Below are 19,381 nucleotides of genomic sequence, written 5' to 3' on the forward strand. Positions count from 1 at the left end.
GGACGGCGTGCGTGGTCGTGGCGCTCCCGTGACGTAGCTGTCCCATACGGCTTCCTTCCATTCCAACGAAAGGATCGCACCATCAAACCGTGGGATCAAACACGGAAAATGCGACGCTGATCCGCGCCAGCCTGGACGGCAAGAAGCGCCAGGTCTGGGCATCGGGGCTGCGCAACACGATCGGCTTCGGCTGGCATCCGCGCACCGGTGAGCTGTGGGGCTGGGACCAGGGCATCGACTGGCTGGGCAACGATCTCCAGCGCGAGGAGGTGAACCGCATCGAACGCGGCAAGCGCTATGGCTGGCCCTATGTGTTCGAGGACGGGAAGCGCAATCCGCAGGACGAGCCGCCCGGCGGCATCACCGCCGCGCAATGGGCGGCGGCCTCCACCACGCCGACGCTGATGCACGTCGCGCATTCGGCGGGCATGCAATGGGCGTTCCATCCCGGCGGCGGCTTCGGCCCCGATGTCGCGGGCGATGCCTTCGTCGCGCTGCACGGCAGCTGGAACCGCAAGCCCGCGTCCGGCTACGAACTGGCCCGCATTCGCTTCGATGCGAAAGGGCAGCCGACGCGCATCGAGCCGTTCGTCAGCGGCTTCATGAGCGCGGACGGCACCAGCCACTATGGGCGGCCGTGCGGCGTGGCGGTGCTGCGCGACGGGTCCATCCTGCTGGCGGACGACGCGAACGGCGTCCTCTATCGCATCGCCTATGACGGCGCGACCGGCCAGGCGGCGCCGCTCGCGCCGCCGGCAAAGGCGATGCTCGACCAGGCCGCGCGCGGCTCGGACGTGCCGCTCGCGCTGCAGCGGCCGGAAACGCGCGGCCGCGGCCAGCTTTCCGTCGCCGCCGGCTTCGCTGCCAACGGCGCGATCCCGCGCGAACACAGCGAGTACGGCCTCGGTATCTCGCCCGAGCTGCGCTGGTCTGCGGTGCCGGGCGCCAAGAGCTATGCGATCGTGGTGGAGGATCCGGACGCCGGCGATCCGAAGCCGGTGATCCACTGGGTCGCCTGGAACATCCCCGCCGGCACGACGCGCCTGGCCGCCGGACTGCAGGAGCGCGACCGCCTTACCGGACAGGGGCTGGAGGGAATGATGCAGGGTGCGACCAGCCGCGGCACGGTCGGCTGGTACGGGCCGCGCCCGCCCAAGGGCGAGCCGCCGCACCACTACCACTTCCAGCTGCTGGCGCTTGACCGGACGCTGGACCTGCCGCTCGGCGCCACGCGCGACCAGCTCCTCGCCGCCGTGGCGGGCCATGTGCTGGCCCGCGGCGAACTGGTCGGCACCTATGCGGAGCCGGAAGGGCGCTGACAGCAGGGGGCGGCGCGGGAACATCGGCAGGTCCCCAAAAAAAGGGGCAGGGATCGCTATGCGGACCGGACCCTTCGCGCTCGCGCCTCGTTGGCCTTGTATTCCCTCACATTTTTTGGAGGTATGCCATGCCCCTCAAGCTCAAGCCGCTCTCCGAACAGACCATCGTCGTCACCGGCGCAACCTCCGGCCACGGTCTCTGCACCGCGCAGACGGCAGCCGCCGCGGGTGCGCGGGTCATGCTGGCGTCGCGGGACGAGGATGCCCTGCGCCAGGTACGCGACGACATCCGCGCCGCGGGCGGCACCGCCGAGTATGTCGTGACCGACGTCGGCAGCGAAGCCGACATGCAGAAGCTGGCCGACGAGACGATCGCCCGCTTCGGCGGCTTCGACACCTGGGTGAACAACGCCGGGATCGGCGTCTATGCCGAGGTGCTGGACCTGGCGCTGGAGGACCATCGCAAAGTCTTCGAAACCAACTATTGGGGCGTCGTCCACGGCTCGGTCGCCGCGGTCCGCCACCTCAAGGACAGGGCCGATGGCGGCGCGCTGATCAACGTCGGCTCGATCAACAGCGACATGGGCGGCCCGCTGCTCGCGCCGTACAACGCGTCCAAACATGCGGTGAAGGGCTTCACCGACTCGCTGCGTATCGAAATGCTGATGAACAAGTTCCCGGTGTCGGTGACCCTCATCAAGCCGAGCGCGATCGGAACGCCGTTCCCCGAACACGCCCGCAACAGGACCGGCCACCAGGCCCAGTTGCCGAGCCCGCTCTATGCGCCGGAGCTCGTCGCCAACGCGATCCTGGATGCGGCCCAGAACCGCCGCCGGGCGATCACCGTCGGCGGCGGCGGCAAGTTCCAGGTGCTGGGCGCGGTGCTGCTCCCCTCGCTGTTCGACAGGATCGCGGTGACGATGGCCGGAGCGCTGGTCGACCGCGACAAGCCGGCGAAGAACGTCGAAGGCAACCTCTACGAGCCGCAGGGCAACGACGGCCGCACCGAGGGTCGCCAGAAGGGGCGCCACTTCAGCACCTTCACGACTGCGCGCCGGCACGGTTGGGCGACCGCCGGCGTGCTTGCCGCGGTCGGCGCGGCCGGTGCCGGTGCCTGGGCGATGACCCGAAAAAGTGCCCACGCCTGAGCCGGGCGAACGCATGCGCGCGGTGCTGGTCCACCATGCCGACGCGGGCGATGGCGAACATAGCCAGCAAAAACTCCTGGCCGTGCTTGCCGCGGCGCAGATCGCTGCGACGCCGCTTGAGGTCGATCCGCCGGCGATCCGCGCGATGCTGCGGGACTCGGACTCCGATCTGGTCGTCGTAGCCGGCGGCGACGGCACGACGGCGCTGGTGATCGCCACCGCGGCCGAACTGCTGGCTGCGGGCGAGCGGGTGCCCGAAATCGCCCTGCTGCCGATCGGCGGGCTCAACAACATCGCCTGCGCCTTCGGCATTGCCGGCCCGGTGGAGGTGATCGCGGGCGGCTGGCGAGAGGGCCGCACGGCACCGATCGACGTCGGTGTGGCGCACGGGCAATGGGGCCGACGCTGCTTCGTCGAGGCGGTCGGCTTCGGGGCTCTGAGCGACGGCTTTGCGACCATCACCGTCTCTCCCGAAGGCGCCGCGGAAAAGAAGGCGGTAGGCCGAGCCGCGTTCCGCGATGCCCTCACGGTCGCGCAAGCGGTCGACGTTGAACTGCGCCTGGACGGCGAGCGCCTCGCGCGGCCGCTGCTGATGCTGGAGGTGCTGAACCTGCCGCGCATCGGACCCCGCCTGCACCTCGCGCCCGATGCCGATCCGGCGGACGGCCGGCTCGACGTGCTGATGATCGGCCCGGAGGACCGCGCCGTGATGCTGGACTGGCTGGACGGCGATTGCGCCGCATGTTGCCCGATCCCGACCCGAAGCGCGGCGGAAATACGCGTCGACGCCGGCTTCGGCGAGTGCCGTCTGGACGATCCGAAACGTGCGCGCCCGACCGGAACCACCGCCGTGACGCTTTCCACCATGCCCCACCCCGTCACACTGCGGCTGCCCCGGCTGCAGCCCAACACCGGACGTTGCGAATGACCGATGCTCCCGATCCCGGCCTGCTCGCCGACATCGAGCAGGTGGCGCTGGAACTCGCCACGCTGGGCGGCGCCGAATGCCGCGCGACGCTGGGCGGCATGTTGACGCTGTCCTACAAGGGCGGCGATCCGCAGGTGCTGACCGATCCGGTTTCCGAGGTCGACCAGCGGGTCGAGGCGATGATCCGCGCCCGGCTGGACGAACGATTTCCCGATCACGACATCATCGGTGAGGAAGTCGCCGAGCATACCGGCCGCGACAGCGACTGGATCTGGGCGGTCGATCCGGTCGACGGCACCACCAACTTCGTCAACGGATTTCCCCTGTTCGCCTCGTCGGTCGGCGTGCTCTATCGCGGCCGCCCGGTGGCGGGGGCGGTGTGGTGCAGTACCGGCCATCGTCTTGTGCCGGGCGTGTATCATGCGCGTCAGGGCGGCGGCCTGAGCTTCGACGGCGAACCGGTCACCGCAGCGCCCAATCCGGCTGTGCGGCGCCGGCTGGCCGGGGTTCCCGAAACCGGGCCCAAGGGGTCCCTGCCATGGGAAAGCCGAAAGACGGGATCGGCCGCGATCGAGTGCGCCTTCACCGCGATCGGCCTCCTGCAAGTCGCGCGGTTCGGATCGCCGAACCTGTGGGATGTCGCCGGCGGCATGGCGCTGGTGGAGGCGTCCGGCCGGTGTGCCTACGAGCGGCGCGACGACGGCTGGCATCGCTTCGACGGGTTCGCCACCGACAGCGGCGATCTGCGCGACTGGCGGCGCCGGATTATCCTGGGCGAACCGCAAGCCGCCGCGGCGATGGTGGAAGGCGCGATCTGACCGGCGGCCGCCCTCCCGGCGGCCACGCCTGCGCGTCGATCACACGATCAGCCGGTTCCAGTTGCCATAGCGCTCCCCGATTGCACCTCGACGCAAGCTGAGCGCGATCAGCGCCGCGCCGGCCACCAGGCTGCCGACGAGGTGCGCGCCCTGAGCGTCGAACAGGAACGGCGTTCCCCACAACGCCACGCCCAGCGGGATCAGCAGATACCGCACCGCACGCGTCACTTCCGCAGCCGCCAGCGAAATGACGGTGAGCGCGAGGAAGCCGATGATGTGATCGGCATCGGCCATGCCGCCGTCCGCGCCGAAGGTCAGGCGAGTGAACAGCAGCGACGCGCCGACGACGCCCGCCAAGGTGAGGTTCCACGGCAGGGTCACGCCGCCGGCCCACATGTCCTTCAGCACCGCGCCCGGCTTGCGGTCAAACTCGTCGTTGCGCGGATCGCGCGGCCCCTCGTCGGTGTCGCCGAACAGGAAGACGCGCAGCCAGGGCTTGCCCGCCTTCGCCCGACGACGGACGAACTGGACGGTCGCGAGCAGTTCGTCGACCGAATAGGGGATCTGGATCAGCATCGCCGCCGCGCCGACCAGCGTCAGCGTCGCCCAGGTACCGATCACGACCGGCTGGATGATGACGAACAGGATCGACACGACGCCCAGCGGCGCGATCATCAGGCCGAACAGGAACACCAGCCACGGCATCGTTCGCCACCGCGCGCGCGACCCGATGATGCCGGTGACGATCTCCAGCGCATAGGTGTAGCCGCCTAGCGCCGCGTCGGGGATCGGAAAGGCTTCGGACACAAACGAGGTGACGACCGCCTCGGTCCCGTTCTTGGCGGGTTCGCCGGGCAGGCCGGGGAAGAACGGATCCCACACGCCGCTTACCTGGTCGAGCTGGTAGGCGGTGAGATAGCGGGATACCAGCAGCCCGATCAGCGCGAGGAAGATGATCGGCACGCGCTGCGTCCAGGTGGACGGGTTGTACGACCAGCCGGGTGGCACGTCCGGGCCGGTCATGCTGGCGACCGCCGACGGCCCCGGCTCCGGCCGGGTTCCTACCGCCAGTCCGAAGGCGAAGGCGCCGACGAGCGTGTCGGAGAGAAACGCCGCGGGATTGCCGGTCCAGAACAGGAAAGGCACCGCCATGATCGCGGCGGCGACCGCCGCGCAGGCCCAGCGCGCCCAGGTCATCCGCCACGACAGCGCCAGGGTGGCGAACACGACCAGCGCCGCTCCCAGCCCGATCTCCGACCAGAACAGCAGCGGCTCGGTGACATCGACGATCACCGGCTGGACCAGGATCCAGCAGCCGAGCGCGATGTTGAGGAAATGCGCCCAGCGATGGCCGGCATGCTGCTCCCGGCGCCAGCGTTCATAGTCGCTGCGCAACGCCTCCGGGTCCTTGCCCACGTCCTGCGCGCCCTCGACGAAGTCGGGGGCGGGGATCTTGTTCGCCTCGTACCAGCCCGCCGGATCGTCCTTCAGCGCCGCCACGATCGCCGGCAGTTGGTCCGCCAGCCGGTGCTTGGGCTGCCAATCCAACAGCGTGCGTGCGCGGGTGATGTCGGGCGCATAATGATCGCTCGCCATCCGCGTCATGAACGGGCGGATGAACGGCCGTTCGCCCTGATCGAGCGCGTCGGGGACGATCGGTTCGGCCTTGTCCTGCGCCCAGGCGCCGGCACCGGCAAGGGCGGCCGGCACGCGTAACGTCGGCCATTCCTCCTCGCCGTGAAGAAGCTCTCCCAGCCGGTCCTGCAGGTCGGCATAGCCGATCGCTTCCTCTTCGCCGACGAGGATCACCGTTTCGCCGGTGAACCGCTCGCGCCGGTCGACGGTCCGCACGAAGGCGTCGATCATGTCGTCGCGGTGGAGCATCGCCTGTCCGGCATCGGTGTCGCCGGAATAGAGGTGGCTCTGGAAGTCGCGTTCGTAGATGCGGGCGATCTGGTTGGCGAAGGTCGGCACCGACGTCTCGCGATCGTACACGCCGGCCAGGTGCAGGAAGACCACCGGCATGTCGCCGCGCTCCTCGCGGATCGCCGCTTCGGCCTCGGCCTTAGACTTTGGGTACGCCCAGCCGGGTTCGATCGGCGTCTCTTCGGTGATCCGCTCCCCCGCGCGGCCGGGGGTGTGGACCAGCATGGTGCCCGAGTAGACGAACTGTTCGACCTCGAAGTCGCGTAGCGCGCGGACGAGGTTGCGGCTGCCTTCGACGTTCACCGCCTGGTACTGCGGCTTATCCTCGCCGCTGAAGTCGAAGAACGCCGCCAGGTGCAGCACGCTGGCGACCTGCGCGCCATGCTCCTCGCGAACCCGGCCGAGCGCCGCACGGACGTTGTCCGGGTCGGTCAGATCGACTTCGAAGACCGGATAGTCCTCGTCGCCCGCCTGTACGTCGAGACCGACGATGTCGTATCGGTCGATCAGCGCGCCGGCGAGCGTCCGCCCGAGATTCCCCGCCGCGCCGGTGATCAGGATAACGGGTTTCCCCACGCGCATTTCTCCCCGGCTGCCTGATGCGGTATCTGAACCCTACCAGCCGCGGCAGCATCGGTTCCGTCGCCACGCCATCTTTCTCGCTTCGGCCGCGGCGCCGGCTCGAAGAAGCTTCGGGTGTACCGACCAGAATGGCGGAAGCGGACAGCTGGTCGAAGCGCAGGGTGCGATCCGCACCGGAAGGTCAGGCCGCGTACGTCCCCTCGGTCATCCGCCCCGTCGCGCGGAGCAGTGCCGCTTCGGCGATCAGCACGTCGCTGCGGCTGCGCGCTACGGCCAGCTGGGCGGCGCGGAAGCTCTGGTCGGCGACCAGGATGTCGAGCGTCGTGCGCAGGCCGAAGCCGTATTCCGCGCGCACCCCCTGCAGCGCCAGGTCGGCGGCGGCCAGCCCCTCGCGGTCGGCGGCGAGCCGGCGCCGCGCTGCCGCGAGCGTGCCCCAGGCGGCGTCGACGCCGCGCTCCGTTTCGCGCAGCGCCGCTTCGGTGGCGAAGCGCTCGGCGCGGTGGGTCGCCTCGGCCTGCCGGACGCGCGAGGCGACGAGCCCGCCGGTCCACAGCGGAATGCGCAGCGTGAGCCCGCCGCTCGCCGCCGCCTCGTAGCCGTCGGGGTTGCCGTGCGCGAGGCGGGCGCCATAGCCGTAGCCGCCGGCGAGCCCGAGCACCGGTGCACGCTCCGCCCGCTCGCGATCGATCTGCGCCGCGGCGGCCTCGGCGATGCGGCGCTGGCGCAGCAGCAGCGGGTTGTCGGTGTCCGCGGCGCTGCGGGCGCGGTCGAGCGTGGCGGGCAGGGCGGGCGGTGGCGGCGTGTCCGCCGACAGCGCCCCCTGCGGCGCGTGGCCGACGATCGCGCGATAGCCGGCGGTCACCGTCGCCAGCGCCCCCTCCGCATCCGCGAGGTTGGCGATCACCGAGGCGCGCTGCGCCTCCAGCTGGGCGACGTCGGTGCGGGTCGCTTGACCCAGATCGTAGCGCGAGCGCGCCTCGGCGAGTTGGCCGTCGAGCCGCTCGATGCCGACCCGCGCCACCTCGACCGCCTGCTGCTGGAAGAGCAGGTCGGCATAGGCGGCGACGACCCGCTCGAGGATCGCCGCCTCGGCATCGCGCACGCCCTCGGCGCCGGCGGCGACGTCGCGGTCTGCGGTGCGGATCGCTGCGGCGACCCGCCCGCCGGTCCAGATCGGCAGCGTCGCGCCGACCGTGCCCACCGCCGCCGATCCGCCGCCGAACCGGTCGTAGCCCGCGTTCCCGCCGGTGTCCGCCGTGAGACGGCCGGCGGCGCGTGCCTGTTCGGGAGCCTCGGCGAGCGCCTCCTGCCGGGCTCGCGTGGCGGCGAGCTCGGGATTGGTGGCGTAGGCGGTCGCGATCGCCTCGCGCAGCGTCTCCGCGTGCGCCGGTGCCGCGACGGCCAGCAGCGCGGCGGCCAGCGCCCTATTCATGGCGCAGTGCCCAGGCGGGGGCGGCGCGGCTGGCGCGCAGCGACTGGCCGAGCACGGTCAGCACTGCGATCCCCGTCGCGAGAAGGCTTGCCGCGAGGAAGAACAGCGGCGACAGCGCGACGCGATCGTCGAAGCCGGCGAGCCAGGTGCGCATCGCGACGAACGCCAGCGGCCAGCCGATCAGGTTGGCGAGCAGCACCGGGCGCAGGAACTGCCCGACCAGCAGCTTGACGATGTCGGCCGAGGAGGCGCCCAGCGTCTTGCGGATGCCGATCTCCTTCACCCGCCGCGCGGTGTTGAACGAGGCGAGCCCCCACAGCCCGACGCAGCCGATCAGCACCGCCAGCCCGGCACCGATCGCGAACAGCCGCGTCGCCCGGTCGTCGGCTTCGTAGAAGTCGGTCAGCTTCCTGTCGGCCGTGTCGCCGTTGAACGGTACCTGCGGCACCATCCGCTGCCACAGTGCGCGAACCGAGGCGAGCATCGCCCGCGGATCGCCGCGGAAGCGGACCGACGCGACCGCGGTGCGGATCTTCTCCGCATCGCGGGCATAGACGTAGTAGGTCGCGCTGTTGGGTACCCGCGGCGAGAAGAAGCGCATGTCGTCGACGACGCCGATGATCGTGCGGGGCCGGTCGCCGCCGACCGTCTTGCCGACAGCTTCCTGTGCTGATCGGAAGCCGAGCGTGGCGATCGCGCGCCGGTTGATGACGATGTTGGTTGCGGCGCCCTCTGAACGGGGTCCGTCCGAATTGTCGGCTCCGTGCGCCTCGTCGAACAGGCGGCCCGCGATCAGCGTGGCGCCGTAGGTTCGGAAGAACTGCGGGCCCGTCACGATCCACCTCAGCGAGGGTCCCGGGCCGGATACGCCGGCAAGCGGCACGTTGTCGGCGTTGTTCTCGCCGCTGCCGCCCGCGGCGCTGTTGCCGATCGTGACCGACTCGACGCCGGGAAGCGCCCGCAGCGCCGCGACGACGGCCCTTCGCTGCGGCGCTTCGATCAGGCTGTCGCCGAGCGACTGGACGACCATCAGACCGTCTCGCTGGAAGCCAAGGTCGGTCTGGCGGACATGGCGGGTCTGCGCGACCAGCACGAGCGTGCCGACGACGAAGGCGATCGCGAGCGCGAACTGGAACACCACCAGCGCCTCGCGGATGCGGGTGCCGGCGCGCCCGCCGCCGGGCGCCCGCGACGAGGCGAGCACCGCTGCGGCCGGGAAGCGCGAGAGCATCACGGCGGGATAGAGCCCGGCAAGCACCCCGACGACCAGCGCGAGCACCGTCAGCGCCGGCACCACGACCGCATAGGGCATCGTCAGCGACAGACCGCCGGCGGCATTCACCAGCGGCAGCCCGAGCTCGGCGAGCATCAGCCCTAGGAGCGCCGCGACCGCTACGGTCAGCACGGCCTCGCCGAGGAACTGCCGCACCAGCGCGCGTCGGTCGGCGCCCAGCACCTTGCGCATCGCGACTTCCCTCGCGCGCAACCCGGCACGCGCGGTGGCGAGGTTTACGTAGTTGACGACCGCCACCAACAGCGTGAGCAGCCCGACCAGGCCCAGCGTAACGACGGTGATCTTGCGGCTGGCGCTTTCCTGACCCTGCGGCTCGAGATGGAGGCGAGCGATCGGCAGCAGCGTCAGTTGCTGGCTCTTCGACGCCTTGGGGCCAAGATCGGTAAGGCCGCGACGATCGACGAACGCCGGCAGCTTCTGCTCGAATGCGCGCGCCGCAGCCGGCGTATCGAAGCGCAGCAGCGTCTGCAGCGACGTGCTGCCCCAGTGGAACCAGTTGTCGGAGATCGGCGTGCGCGGCAGCGGGATGAGAATGTCGAGCTTCATCTCGCTGTTGGCCGGCAGATCCCGGAACACACCGGTGATGCGGTAGTTCACCGGCGCCTGCGTGGCGACCGTGATGGTCTGCCCGATCGGATCGCTCTCCCCGAAATACTTGCGCGCGGCGGTTTCGCTCAGCACCGCGCTGGTGGCATCGCCCAGCGCCGTGCGTCCGTTCCCGCGCACCATCGGCAGGCCGACTACGTCGAAGAAGGTCGGATCGACCTGTGCCACGTTCTCGCGGATCGCGACGCCGCCGCGCTGCACCGAGCCGCCGCCCTCTCCGCCGTTGATGCGCGTTCCGCGAAGACCGGGGAAGTCCTCCCGCATCTGATCGAGCAATCCGCCCATCGTATAGGGGAAAGCCCCGTTGAACGGGCTCTCGGGCAGGTTCCACACCGTTTCGACGACATAGACCTTGTCGTGATCCGGCAGCCACTTCTCGTAGCTCGTCTCGAAGCGGACGTAGAGGCCGAGCACCAGGAACACGGCGATGCCGACGGCGAGGCCGCCGATGTTGAGCGCGGCGTAGAGCTTGTGCCGGGTGAGCGAGCGGTAGAGCGACAGAAGGGCGAAGCGGTTCATCGCGAGGTTCCTGGGTGAGAGGGCGGCGGGCGATCAGCCGCAGGTGACGCGGGCGGGGCCGCTGCGCCGGACGGTGCAACGAGCCCCGCCGGTCACCGCGATGCGGCCGAGGCCGCTCGCCGCGATCCGTGCCGTGTCGCTGGCGCGCGCGCGGACGTTGCCGGTACCGCTCGCGTCGATCGTGAGCGTTCGCGCCGCCAGCGCCTGCGCGTCGATGCTGCCGGTGCCGCCGGCGACGAGCGCCACGGTGGCCGCGCGCCCCTCGGCGCCGATGTTTCCCGTACCGCCGAGGTCCAGCGACAGCCGCTCCGCCTCGACTCCGCGCACGGTGACCGCGCCGGTGCCCGACAGGTCGATGCGGCCGTCGGCCGTGCGCAGCGTGGCGAGCGTGAGGTTGCCGGTTCCGGACAAGGATGCTGCGAACTGGTCGGGCGCGACCGCGGCGACCCGCATGCTGCCGGTGCCCGGCATCGCGACGCCGTGCAGCCGCGGCAGCGTCACCGAGATTTCTGCCGCAGGTGCGCCGGCGCGGCGTTCGCAGCTGTGGGGCGTACGCGCCAGTCGGAGCGTCCCACTGTCGACCTTTACGCGGATCGCCGCAAGCGAGGCCGGCGTGCCGCGCGCGACGACGGCGAAGCGTGCGCCGGGCGTCACGACGACATGGTCGCATCCGCCCAACTCGACACGGTCGAAGCCTTCGGCGGCGAAGCTGCGGCTGTTGGGCTCGGCAGCAGGCGTGGCGACGGGCAGCAGCGCGGCAGCGAGCAGCAGGAGCGGTGCGAGGTTCATCGGCGGTTCTCCAGAGTCAGAGGGCGCGGGCGACGGAGGCGACGATGCGGCCGTCGAGCATGTCGATGCGGCGCCGCGCCATGTCGGCGTGGCTGGGCGAATGGGTGACCATCACGATCGTCGCCCCTTCGGCGTTCAGGCCGGTGAGGATGTTCATCACCTGCTCGCCATTGGCGGTGTCGAGGTTCCCGGTCGGCTCGTCCGCCAGGATCAGCTTGGGATCGCCGACGATCGCGCGGGCGATGGCGGCGCGCTGCTGCTGGCCGCCCGACAGCTGGTGCGGATAGTGGCGCGCGCGGTGGGCGATGCCTACCTTGTCCATCGCCGCCGCGATCCGCGCCCGGCGGTCGCCGGCGTCCTTGCGATAGGCGAGGCCCAGCGCGACATTCTCTTCGATCGTCAGTTCGTCGATCAGGTTGAAGCTCTGGAAGACGAAGCCCAACGTCTCGCCGCGGAAGCGCGCCAGCGCGTGTTCGTCGAGCGTCGCCAGGTCGCGGTCGCCGAACAGATAGCGGCCGGCGGTCGGGCGATCGACGGTGCCGAGGGTGTTGAGCAGGGTCGACTTGCCGCAGCCCGACGGGCCCATGATCGCGACGAACTCGCCCGCTGCGACGTGGAGGTCGACGTCGTGGAGCGCGGTGGTCTCGACCTCGTCGGAGACGTAGCGGCGCTGGATGTTCTCAAGACGGATCATGCTCGGGTCCTAACGGAGGTTGAGGATGTCGCCCTTCACGGACGAAAGGTTGGTGATGACGATGCGCTCGCCGGGACGCAGGCCGGAGAGGATCTCGACCTGCTCGGGATTGCGGCGCCCGGTCTGTACCGTGCGGCGGCGCGCGTGGCGGCCATCGGCGTCGAGCACGAAGGCGGAGGTGCCGCCGCCCGCCTCCAGCCAGCCGCCGACCGGCACCGTCAACGCGGGGGCTGTGCTGCCGAGCGTGATGCGGGTGTCGAGCGTCTGGCCACGGTTGAGCCCCGCTGGCGAGGTTCCGCCGAACAGCAGCTCGACGCGGAAGCGCCCTTCCTTGACCGCCGGCAGCACCTTGCTGACTGCCAGCCGCTGCTCGTTGGCGGTCGCGCGCTGGCCGACGCGGACGCGCCCCAGGTAGAATTCGTCGACGTCGGCCTCCAGCTTCCACGATCCCTCGCTGTCGACCTGGCCGGCGGGATCTCCGGGCTTGAGCGCCTGGCCGGGCTGGATGGTGAAGTTGGTCAGCCGCCCGCCGGCCGGGGCGCGCACCACCAGCGCGTCGAGCCCGGCGCGTACCGCGGCGAGGTTGCCCTGCAGCCGCTCGCGCGTATCGGCGAGCCGCGCCGCCTGGGTGGCGGTGATCCGCGCCTCCGCGGCACCGCCCGACCGGAGCTGGGCGAGACGCTTCTCCTGATACGCCGCTTCCTCGGCGAAGCTGCGCAGGCCGGCGTCGGCGACGAAGCCGCGATCGTGGAGCTGCTGGCGGATGCCCAGTTCGCGCTGCGCCTTGATGAGGTCGTAGTTCGCCTGGGCGATCTGCGCGGCGCGGTCGAGGCGGTTGCGCTCGATCCCCAGGTCTTCGCCTGCGACCTGGCCCAGCTGGCTCGCGATCTGCGCCTCGCGGGTGAGCACGTCGAGCTTCAGCTCCGGGTTGGCGAGCGTCGCGAGCGGCTGGCCGGCAGCGACCATCGCGCCGTCCTGCACCAGCAGCGTCTCGACCTGACCGCCGGAAAGCACGCCAACCAGCGTCGTCACCCGCGGGGCGACCGTCGCGCGGACCGGCAGATAGTCGGCGAACGGCGCGCGCACCGCCTCGCCGATTTCCACGTCGGCGGCGGCGACGTCCGTCGATCCGGCGGCGGGGAGCAGCCGCCAGATCGCGAGCGCGGCAAGCACGGCCACCGCCGCCGCGATCGTCGCCGGGCGCCGCCACCACGGTCGCGGCGGTCTTGCCACCCGGCGGTCCATCGCCGCGCCGGGAGAGGCAGTTGCGTGTACGGGTTGTTCGGTCATCATGCGGACAGTGTCCCGCAGACTCGCGAAAATCGGAAAAGCCCGTCAAAACAATGGCTAGCAATGAATCTGTTCCGCCGCCGCCGTCCGCCCTCGGACAGAGTGTCCGCGAACGGACAGCGTCGGCGTCGTCAAGCGGCGGCACGATCCTGCTGATCGACGACAATCCGGAGGTCGCGCGCGCCCTCGCGCTCGCCTTCGATTGCGCGGGCTACACCCTCGACGCCGCCGCCGCGCCCGAGGAGGCGTTCTCGATGCTCGCCCGGCGTCGCTACGATGCGATCCTGCTCGATCTCAACTTCACCCGCGGCGAGACCAGCGGCAAGGAGGGGTTCGCGGTGCTCGCGCGGATCGTCGCCGACGATCCCGCCGCCGCGGTGGTCGTCATCACCGCGCACAGCGGGATCCGCATTGCGGTGGCGGCGATGCAGGCGGGCGCGCTCGACTTCGTGATGAAGCCGTGGCGCAACGCCGAACTCATCGAACGCGTCGAGGCTGCGATCGCGAAGCGCCGCCGCCCGGCCGTGCCGATTGCGGCGGCTCCCGCGGCGGACCGGGGAACGGGCTTGCATCGTCTTCTCGGCGAGCATCCGTCGATGGCGGAACTGCGCGAGCGGATCCGCCGCGTCGCGCCGACCACGGCGGGCGTGCTGGTGTCCGGACCGTCCGGCGCCGGTCGCAGCCTGGTCGCGGCGCTGCTCCACGAGGGCTCGCCCCATGCCGATACGCCGGCGGTGGTGATCGACGCCCGCACCGCCGATGCCGGCGATCGGGTCGCGCACGCGGCGGGCACGGTAGTGCTGCGCCATCCCGACCGGATCGACGACATCGCGCAGGAACGGCTCGCCGACCGATTCCCTGCGGCAGTGCGTCCGATCGGCATCGTCGATGATGCGAACGGGGTGGCGCCGCGGCTGCGGGCGCGGCTCGGCACGATCGAACTGGCGGTGCCGCCGCTCGACCGGCGCGGCGGCGACGCGCTGCTGCTCGCGCGCCACTTCGCCCGCGAGGCCGCGGCACGCCACCGCCGGCCAGTGCCGCCCTTCACCGCCTCGGCCGAAGCGCGGATCCTCGCCACCCGCTGGCCCGACGAGGTGCGCGGGCTGCAGCAGGCGGTCGAGCGCGCGGTGCTGCTCGACGACGACGGGGTCCTCGACGCGGCGGCGCTCGCGCCCCGGCTGGTGCAGGCGGTCGCCGAGGTCGCCCCGAGCGCCGCCGCGCCGCTCGACGTGTCGCTGGAGGAATCGGAGCGCGTGATGATCGAGGCGGCGCTGCGCCACCACCGCCACAACGTCTCGCATGCCGCGACCGCGCTGGGGCTCAGCCGGCAGGCGCTGTACCGGCGGATGGAACGCTATGGGCTCTAGCCGGACGCGTCATCGCGAAGGCGCGGCCGCGGTTCTCGCTGCGGCCGGGATGGTCGCGTCGGGCGGGGCGGGGGTTTGGGCGGCCGGCCGCGGCTTCTGGGGCACGCTGACCGTCGCGACGTTCGTGACGCTGTGGCTGGTGGTGCTGCTGTGGTGGGCGGTCGCGCGACCGCGCATCCTTCCGGCGGCCGCCCCGGCGAGCGACGATCCCGAGGGCGAGCGGATCCTGCTGCGTGTGCTGATCGACCAGGCGCCCGGCGCCCTGCTGGCGGTGGAGGAGGGGGCGCGGGTGCGCGCGCTCAACCGCGCCGCGCGGCGGCTGTTCGACACCGACGACCGCGTGCTCCCCGCGCCGCCGGCGCTGCTTGCCGACGACGCGCAGCGGCTCCGCCACGGCGGCCGGAGCTGGCGGATCGACAGGGTCGCGGTACGCGACGCCTACGGCGCGCGCACGCTGGTCGCGCTGGTCGACGTCGAGCCGGAGGAGCACGCCGCCGAGGCGCGCGCCACCCGCGAACTGCTGCGGGTGCTGGGGCACGAGGTGATGAACGCGCTGGCGCCGATCGCCTCGCTCGCGGAAAGCGCGCTCGCGGTGCTCGACAGGCCCGAGCGGCGCGACCGGCTGCTGCCCGAGATCCTCGGCACGCTCGCCCGGCGCACCGACGGCCTGCGCCGCTTCACCGAAGCCTATCGCCAGGTCGCCCGCCTGCCCGAGCCGACGCTCGAACCGGTTGCGATCGCCGACCTGTTCGCCGACCTTGCCCGGCTGTTCGAAGGCGAATGGCAGGGCCGCGCCACCTTGGCGCTCGCGCCGCCTCCGGAGGCGCTGGTGGCGCTCGACCGCGACCAGATCGTCCAGGCGCTGCTCGCGCTGCTGCGCAACGGCGCCGAAGCGGCCGCCGCCGTCGGTACTTCACCCACCGTCGGCCTGTCCGCGGCGATCGAGGTGGGGCGGCTGAGCTTCCACGTGCGCGACGACGGCCCCGGCGTCGATCCGGTGCATCGCGCGTCCATCTTCCTGCCGTTCTTCACCACCAAGCCAGACGGCAACGGCATCGGCCTCGCCGGCGCCCGCCAAATCGCCCAGAGCCATGGCGGCGACGTGACGCTGCGATCGTCCGCCCCGACGATCTTCGAGCTGACGGTGCCCGTGTGACGGCCGCGCCTATCGCAGGTTGGCCTTCACGCAGACGTCGACCCGCCGCTCCGCAGCGTTGCGCTTGAAGTGCAGGGGGCATCGATACCCGGCGAGCAGGCGGCGATAGATCGCGAACTCGGTCCCGAACCGCTCGGGATCCGCGGCGTAACGCGCGTAGTTGGAGAGGATCGCCATGTCCGCGTCGCAGCTCGTCAGCCGCTCCGGCGCGACGTGGCCGACATCGACGATCGCGCGACCTTGACGGAGGCCATCGACACGGCGGTAGCTTGGCGCCTTGCCGAGCGCCGCGCGAACGTCGACGCAACCGGCATTTCCGAGCGGGAACAGCAGACGGCCGCGATAGCCGAGTAGGTCGAAGGCGGCGTGCTCGACGAGGATCGTCCTGCCCGGCGGAAGATGCGCGCGCACAAATGCCGTCGCTGCCTGACGTGGATCGTCGGCGCGGGCAGCGAGCCGATCGAGCGACACCACAGTCATCCAGCCCGACAGGAGCAGCACGATGGTAGTTGCGGCAGAGGTCGTCCACTTGTCCGGCAGCAACCGTGCCACCCCCTCGATCCCGAGCGCGGCGAGGACCACGAGGATCGGCAAGACGGGAACGATCCATCGCTCCCACACCAGCGCCTGTGCCGCGAGCGCGATCACGATCGCTGCGGTGGTGGGGAGCAGCACGACCGCGACGTCCGGGCGGCTGCGCAGCCGGAACGCGCCGAGCGCGGCGAGTATGAGCCCGGCCCAGCCGAAGCTCCCCGCAAGCGGTTGACGCAGGTACCAGACGAGATTGCCGATGAGCCCGTAGCCGGTCGCGCCCAGGTGCACCGGCCGTGCCTCCGCGGCCAGATCGCGCAGCACCGCGGGAAGGTCGAGCAGCAGATAGGGCGAGACCAGCAGCAGCGCCACGACCGCAACCAGCGGCGCCACAGGCAGCAGCCGCAGCGCCGAGCCGTCCCCTCGGGCGCGCCACAGCAGCGCGGCGGCGGGGGCGATCAGCACCAGCACCGCCGGCCATTTGGCGGCACATGCCAGCCCCGCTGCGATCCCGGCCCAGACCTGCTCGCGCCGTCCGCCGCCGCGTGCCGCGGCGAGCGCGTGCAGCAGGCTCCAGCTCATCAGCGCGCTCGCGAGCAGATCGGTGCGGATCAGTTGCGACAGCTCGACGTGCACGGCGTTGGCGGCAAGCAGCGCCGCTGCGGTCAGTCCTACGCGAGCGCCGCCGATGCTGCGGCCGAGCCGCCAGCTCAGCCACACGCCGGCGACGCCGAACGCCACGCTCAATCCGCGCATCGGCAGCACGAGGATGCCGGGATCGGCGAACACCGCCGCGACGAAGGCGTCGGTGCCGTTCCAAGAGCCGAGCAGCGATCCGATCGCACCGACCGCGACGATGATGATCGCCAGCAGGTAGAAAAGCAGCGTTCCCGGATGGCCGAACCAGCCGGGGTTCAGCCGCCCTTCGCGCAGCATGTCGAGCGCGGTCATGATGAAGATCGGCTCGTCGGGATCGTTGAGCGCGGGCAGCCCGAAATCGAGATGCCACAGCCGCAGCCCGGTGGCGAACAGCAGGATCGCCGCGAGCAGGATGCGTTCGCGCTTACGGGCCATGCCGGTCGGTTCCGTCCTCTTCGCGAACGTCATGTGCGGGAGAACCCATGCGAACCGTGATACTGGCGGGCGGCCTCGGCAGCCGCCTGGGCGAAGAAACCGCCGTCCGCCCCAAGCCGATGGTGGAGATCGGCGGAATGCCGATCCTGTGGCACATCATGAAGATCTATGCCGCCGCTGGCTTGGACGACTTCGTGATCTGCCTCGGTTACAAGGGCTATCTGATCAAGGAATATTTCGCCAACTACTTCCTCCACACCGCCGACGTGACGATCGACCTGCGTCGCGGCGGCAACGGCATGGAAGTCCATCGCGCACGCAGCGAGCCGTGGCGGATCACGCTGGTCGAGACCGGTCTCGATACCATGACCGGCGGCCGACTGGCGGCGATCCGCCCCTATCTCGATCCCGACGAGCCCTTCTGCTTCACCTACGGCGACGGCGTCGCCGATATCGATATCGCCGCGCTGGTTCGCTTCCACAACGCGCACGGTGCCCGCGCGACGATCACCTCGGTGACGCCGCCGGGCCGCTTCGGCTCGCTCGAGTTCGAGGGTGAGGCGGTGACCGCCTTCCGCGAAAAGCCGGCCGGCGACGGCGGACAGATCAACGGCGGCTTCTTCGTGGCGCATCCCAGCGTGCTCGACCTGATCGACGGGCCGGACACGGTGTGGGAGGCGGGGCCGCTCGAACGGCTCGCCGCGCAAGGGGAACTGCGCGGTTATCGGCATGACGGATTCTGGCATCCGATGGACACGCTGCGCGACAAGATTCACCTCGATGGTCTCTGGCAGAAGGGGGAAGCGCCGTGGAAGCGCTGGTGAATCGAGGCTGGGCAGGGCGCCGGGTGCTCGTGACCGGGCACACCGGGTTCAAGGGCAGCTGGCTTTCGCTGTGGCTGGCTTCGATGGGGGCGGAGGTGACGGGCCTCGCGCTGCCCGCCCCCACCGAGCCGAGCCTTTTCGCGGCGACGCGGCTGGAAGAGCGCTTGCGGCACGTAGAGGGCGACATCCGCGACTGCGCCGTCGTCACCGCGGCCGTCGAGCGGGCGCGGCCCGAGGTGATCTTCCACCTGGCCGCCCAACCGCTGGTGCGGCTGTCCTACCTCGAACCGGTCGAGACCTATGCCACCAACGTCATGGGGACGGTGCATGTGCTGGAGGCGGCACGACGCGTCGGCGGCGTGCGGGGCATCGTCTGCGTCACCAGCGACAAATGCTACGAGAACCGCGAATGGGATTGGCCCTATCGCGAGAGCGACCCGATGGGTGGTCACGACCCCTACAGCAGCTCCAAAGGCTGTGCCGAACTGGTTGCCGCGGCGTGGCGCAACTCGTTCTTCGCCGGCGATGACGCGCCGCTGCTGGCGACGGTGCGCGCCGGCAACGTCATCGGCGGCGGCGACTGGGCGAGCGATCGACTGGTGCCCGATCTGGTCCGCGCGTTCGAGGCGGGCGTGGCACCGCTGATCCGCGCGCCCGACGCAGTGCGGCCCTGGCAGCATGTGCTCGAGGCGCTGGGCGGGTATCTGAAGATCGCCGAGCGGCTGCTGTCGGGGGAGCGGCGTTTCGCAGACGGGTGGAACTTCGGTCCCAGTGACGAGGATGCGCGACCCGTCCGCTGGATCGTCGATCGCATGTGCGCGGTGTGGCGCGACGGCGCGGCAGCACCCAGCATCGACGATGGGCCGCGTCCACACGAGGCAGGGCTGCTGCGGCTCGACAGTTCGCGAGCGCGCACGGCACTCGGCTGGCGACCGGCGCTGACGCTGGGGGATACGATCGACTGGATCGTCGACTGGCACAAGGCAGTGGCGACGGGCGAGGACGCGCGCGAGGTCACGCTGGGCCAGATCGCGCACTATGCCGCGCTGTCGGAAGGAGGTCGGGCGTCCGTGGCCGCTTGAAC

The 19,381-nt window shown here is 71.0% G+C and carries 15 protein-coding genes; 8 read left to right on the forward strand and 7 right to left on the reverse strand.

The genetic code is table 11. The annotated features are described in order from the left end of the window. The first annotated feature begins 89 nt into the window (after positions 1-89). The 4 genes from ACBY01_RS09870 (at position 90) to ACBY01_RS09885 (ending at position 4,213) form a co-directional block, all read left to right on the forward strand. Positions 90-1,319, forward strand: a complete 1,230-nt coding sequence (locus tag ACBY01_RS09870) for a YbhB/YbcL family Raf kinase inhibitor-like protein (protein WP_416460643.1) — start codon at positions 90-92, stop codon at positions 1,317-1,319. A 128-nt stretch (positions 1,320-1,447) separates the two neighbouring features. Beyond that, complete coding sequence (locus ACBY01_RS09875) at positions 1,448-2,467, forward strand: SDR family oxidoreductase (RefSeq protein ID WP_416460644.1); 1,020 nt, start codon at positions 1,448-1,450, stop codon at positions 2,465-2,467. 13 nt (positions 2,468-2,480) lie between these two features. Continuing rightward, positions 2,481-3,395, forward strand: coding sequence for a diacylglycerol/lipid kinase family protein (locus ACBY01_RS09880; RefSeq protein ID WP_416460645.1), 915 nt, complete (start codon positions 2,481-2,483; stop codon positions 3,393-3,395). Next, on the forward strand, positions 3,392-4,213 hold the full coding sequence (locus tag ACBY01_RS09885) for an inositol monophosphatase family protein (RefSeq protein ID WP_416460646.1): 822 nt from the start codon (positions 3,392-3,394) through the stop codon (positions 4,211-4,213). Before ACBY01_RS09880 ends, ACBY01_RS09885 begins: the two co-directional genes overlap by 4 nt. Positions 4,214-4,252: 39 nt before the next feature. Here the strand turns inward: ACBY01_RS09885 and ACBY01_RS09890 are convergent, their stop codons facing one another. The 6 genes from ACBY01_RS09890 to ACBY01_RS09915 form a co-directional block, all read right to left on the reverse strand. Further along, positions 4,253-6,715, reverse strand: a complete 2,463-nt coding sequence (locus tag ACBY01_RS09890; RefSeq protein WP_416460647.1) for an NAD-dependent epimerase/dehydratase family protein — start codon at positions 6,713-6,715, stop codon at positions 4,253-4,255. 187 nt (positions 6,716-6,902) lie between these two features. Then, positions 6,903-8,153, reverse strand: a complete 1,251-nt coding sequence (locus ACBY01_RS09895; RefSeq protein WP_416460648.1) for a TolC family outer membrane protein — start codon at positions 8,151-8,153, stop codon at positions 6,903-6,905. Beyond that, positions 8,146-10,572, reverse strand: a complete 2,427-nt coding sequence (locus ACBY01_RS09900) for an FtsX-like permease family protein (RefSeq protein ID WP_416460649.1) — start codon at positions 10,570-10,572, stop codon at positions 8,146-8,148. Before ACBY01_RS09900 ends, ACBY01_RS09895 begins: the two co-directional genes overlap by 8 nt. Before the next feature lie 33 nt (positions 10,573-10,605). Then, positions 10,606-11,361: a GIN domain-containing protein gene (locus ACBY01_RS09905; RefSeq protein ID WP_416460650.1), complete on the reverse strand. Its 756-nt coding sequence runs from the start codon at positions 11,359-11,361 to the stop codon at positions 10,606-10,608. 16 nt (positions 11,362-11,377) lie between these two features. Next, the gene (locus ACBY01_RS09910) at positions 11,378-12,055 is read right to left on the reverse strand and encodes an ABC transporter ATP-binding protein (RefSeq protein ID WP_416460651.1); all 678 of its coding nucleotides are present in this window, start codon (positions 12,053-12,055) and stop codon (positions 11,378-11,380) included. Between the two features lie 9 nt (positions 12,056-12,064). Next, on the reverse strand, positions 12,065-13,288 hold the full coding sequence (locus ACBY01_RS09915; protein ID WP_416460652.1) for an efflux RND transporter periplasmic adaptor subunit: 1,224 nt from the start codon (positions 13,286-13,288) through the stop codon (positions 12,065-12,067). Between the two features lie 110 nt (positions 13,289-13,398). On the opposite strand from ACBY01_RS09915, the gene ACBY01_RS09920 reads away from it, so the two are divergent. Beyond that, the gene (locus ACBY01_RS09920; RefSeq protein ID WP_416460653.1) at positions 13,399-14,712 is read left to right on the forward strand and encodes a sigma-54-dependent transcriptional regulator; all 1,314 of its coding nucleotides are present in this window, start codon (positions 13,399-13,401) and stop codon (positions 14,710-14,712) included. Then, positions 14,702-15,868 carry a sensor histidine kinase gene (locus ACBY01_RS09925; RefSeq protein ID WP_416460654.1) on the forward strand — a complete coding sequence of 389 codons (1,167 nt, stop codon included), beginning with the start codon at positions 14,702-14,704 and terminating at the stop codon, positions 15,866-15,868. Before ACBY01_RS09920 ends, ACBY01_RS09925 begins: the two co-directional genes overlap by 11 nt. A 9-nt stretch (positions 15,869-15,877) precedes the next feature. On the opposite strand, the gene ACBY01_RS09930 is transcribed toward ACBY01_RS09925, so the two are convergent. Beyond that, complete coding sequence (locus tag ACBY01_RS09930) at positions 15,878-17,473, reverse strand: ArnT family glycosyltransferase (RefSeq protein ID WP_416460655.1); 1,596 nt, start codon at positions 17,471-17,473, stop codon at positions 15,878-15,880. A 47-nt stretch (positions 17,474-17,520) separates the two neighbouring features. Here ACBY01_RS09930 and rfbF point away from each other — a divergent pair, with 47 nt between their 5' ends. Further along, positions 17,521-18,297, forward strand: coding sequence for a glucose-1-phosphate cytidylyltransferase (gene rfbF / locus ACBY01_RS09935; protein WP_416460656.1), 777 nt, complete (start codon positions 17,521-17,523; stop codon positions 18,295-18,297). Next, a complete protein-coding gene (gene rfbG / locus ACBY01_RS09940) occupies positions 18,282-19,379 on the forward strand; it encodes a CDP-glucose 4,6-dehydratase (RefSeq protein WP_416460657.1) in 1,098 nt (365 codons plus the stop codon). Before rfbF ends, rfbG begins: the two co-directional genes overlap by 16 nt. Positions 19,380-19,381 lie beyond the last annotated feature (2 nt).

The organism is Sphingomonas mangrovi, from assembly GCF_047975845.1.
GTDB lineage: Bacteria > Pseudomonadota > Alphaproteobacteria > Sphingomonadales > Sphingomonadaceae > Sphingomonas.

Coding starts and splice junctions, on each gene's coding strand:
- ACBY01_RS09895 (WP_416460648.1), bottom strand. CDS start 8,153: ATGAATAGGGCGCTGGCCGCCGCGCTGCTGGCCGTCGCGGCACCGGCG.
- ACBY01_RS09880 (WP_416460645.1), top strand. CDS start 2,481: ATGCGCGCGGTGCTGGTCCACCATGCCGACGCGGGCGATGGCGAACAT.
- ACBY01_RS09905 (WP_416460650.1), bottom strand. CDS start 11,361: ATGAACCTCGCACCGCTCCTGCTGCTCGCTGCCGCGCTGCTGCCCGTC.
- ACBY01_RS09900 (WP_416460649.1), bottom strand. CDS start 10,572: ATGAACCGCTTCGCCCTTCTGTCGCTCTACCGCTCGCTCACCCGGCAC.
- ACBY01_RS09885 (WP_416460646.1), top strand. CDS start 3,392: ATGACCGATGCTCCCGATCCCGGCCTGCTCGCCGACATCGAGCAGGTG.
- ACBY01_RS09925 (WP_416460654.1), top strand. CDS start 14,702: ATGGGCTCTAGCCGGACGCGTCATCGCGAAGGCGCGGCCGCGGTTCTC.
- ACBY01_RS09920 (WP_416460653.1), top strand. CDS start 13,399: ATGGCTAGCAATGAATCTGTTCCGCCGCCGCCGTCCGCCCTCGGACAG.
- rfbF (WP_416460656.1), top strand. CDS start 17,521: ATGCGAACCGTGATACTGGCGGGCGGCCTCGGCAGCCGCCTGGGCGAA.
- ACBY01_RS09930 (WP_416460655.1), bottom strand. CDS start 17,473: ATGGCCCGTAAGCGCGAACGCATCCTGCTCGCGGCGATCCTGCTGTTC.
- ACBY01_RS09910 (WP_416460651.1), bottom strand. CDS start 12,055: ATGATCCGTCTTGAGAACATCCAGCGCCGCTACGTCTCCGACGAGGTC.
- ACBY01_RS09875 (WP_416460644.1), top strand. CDS start 1,448: ATGCCCCTCAAGCTCAAGCCGCTCTCCGAACAGACCATCGTCGTCACC.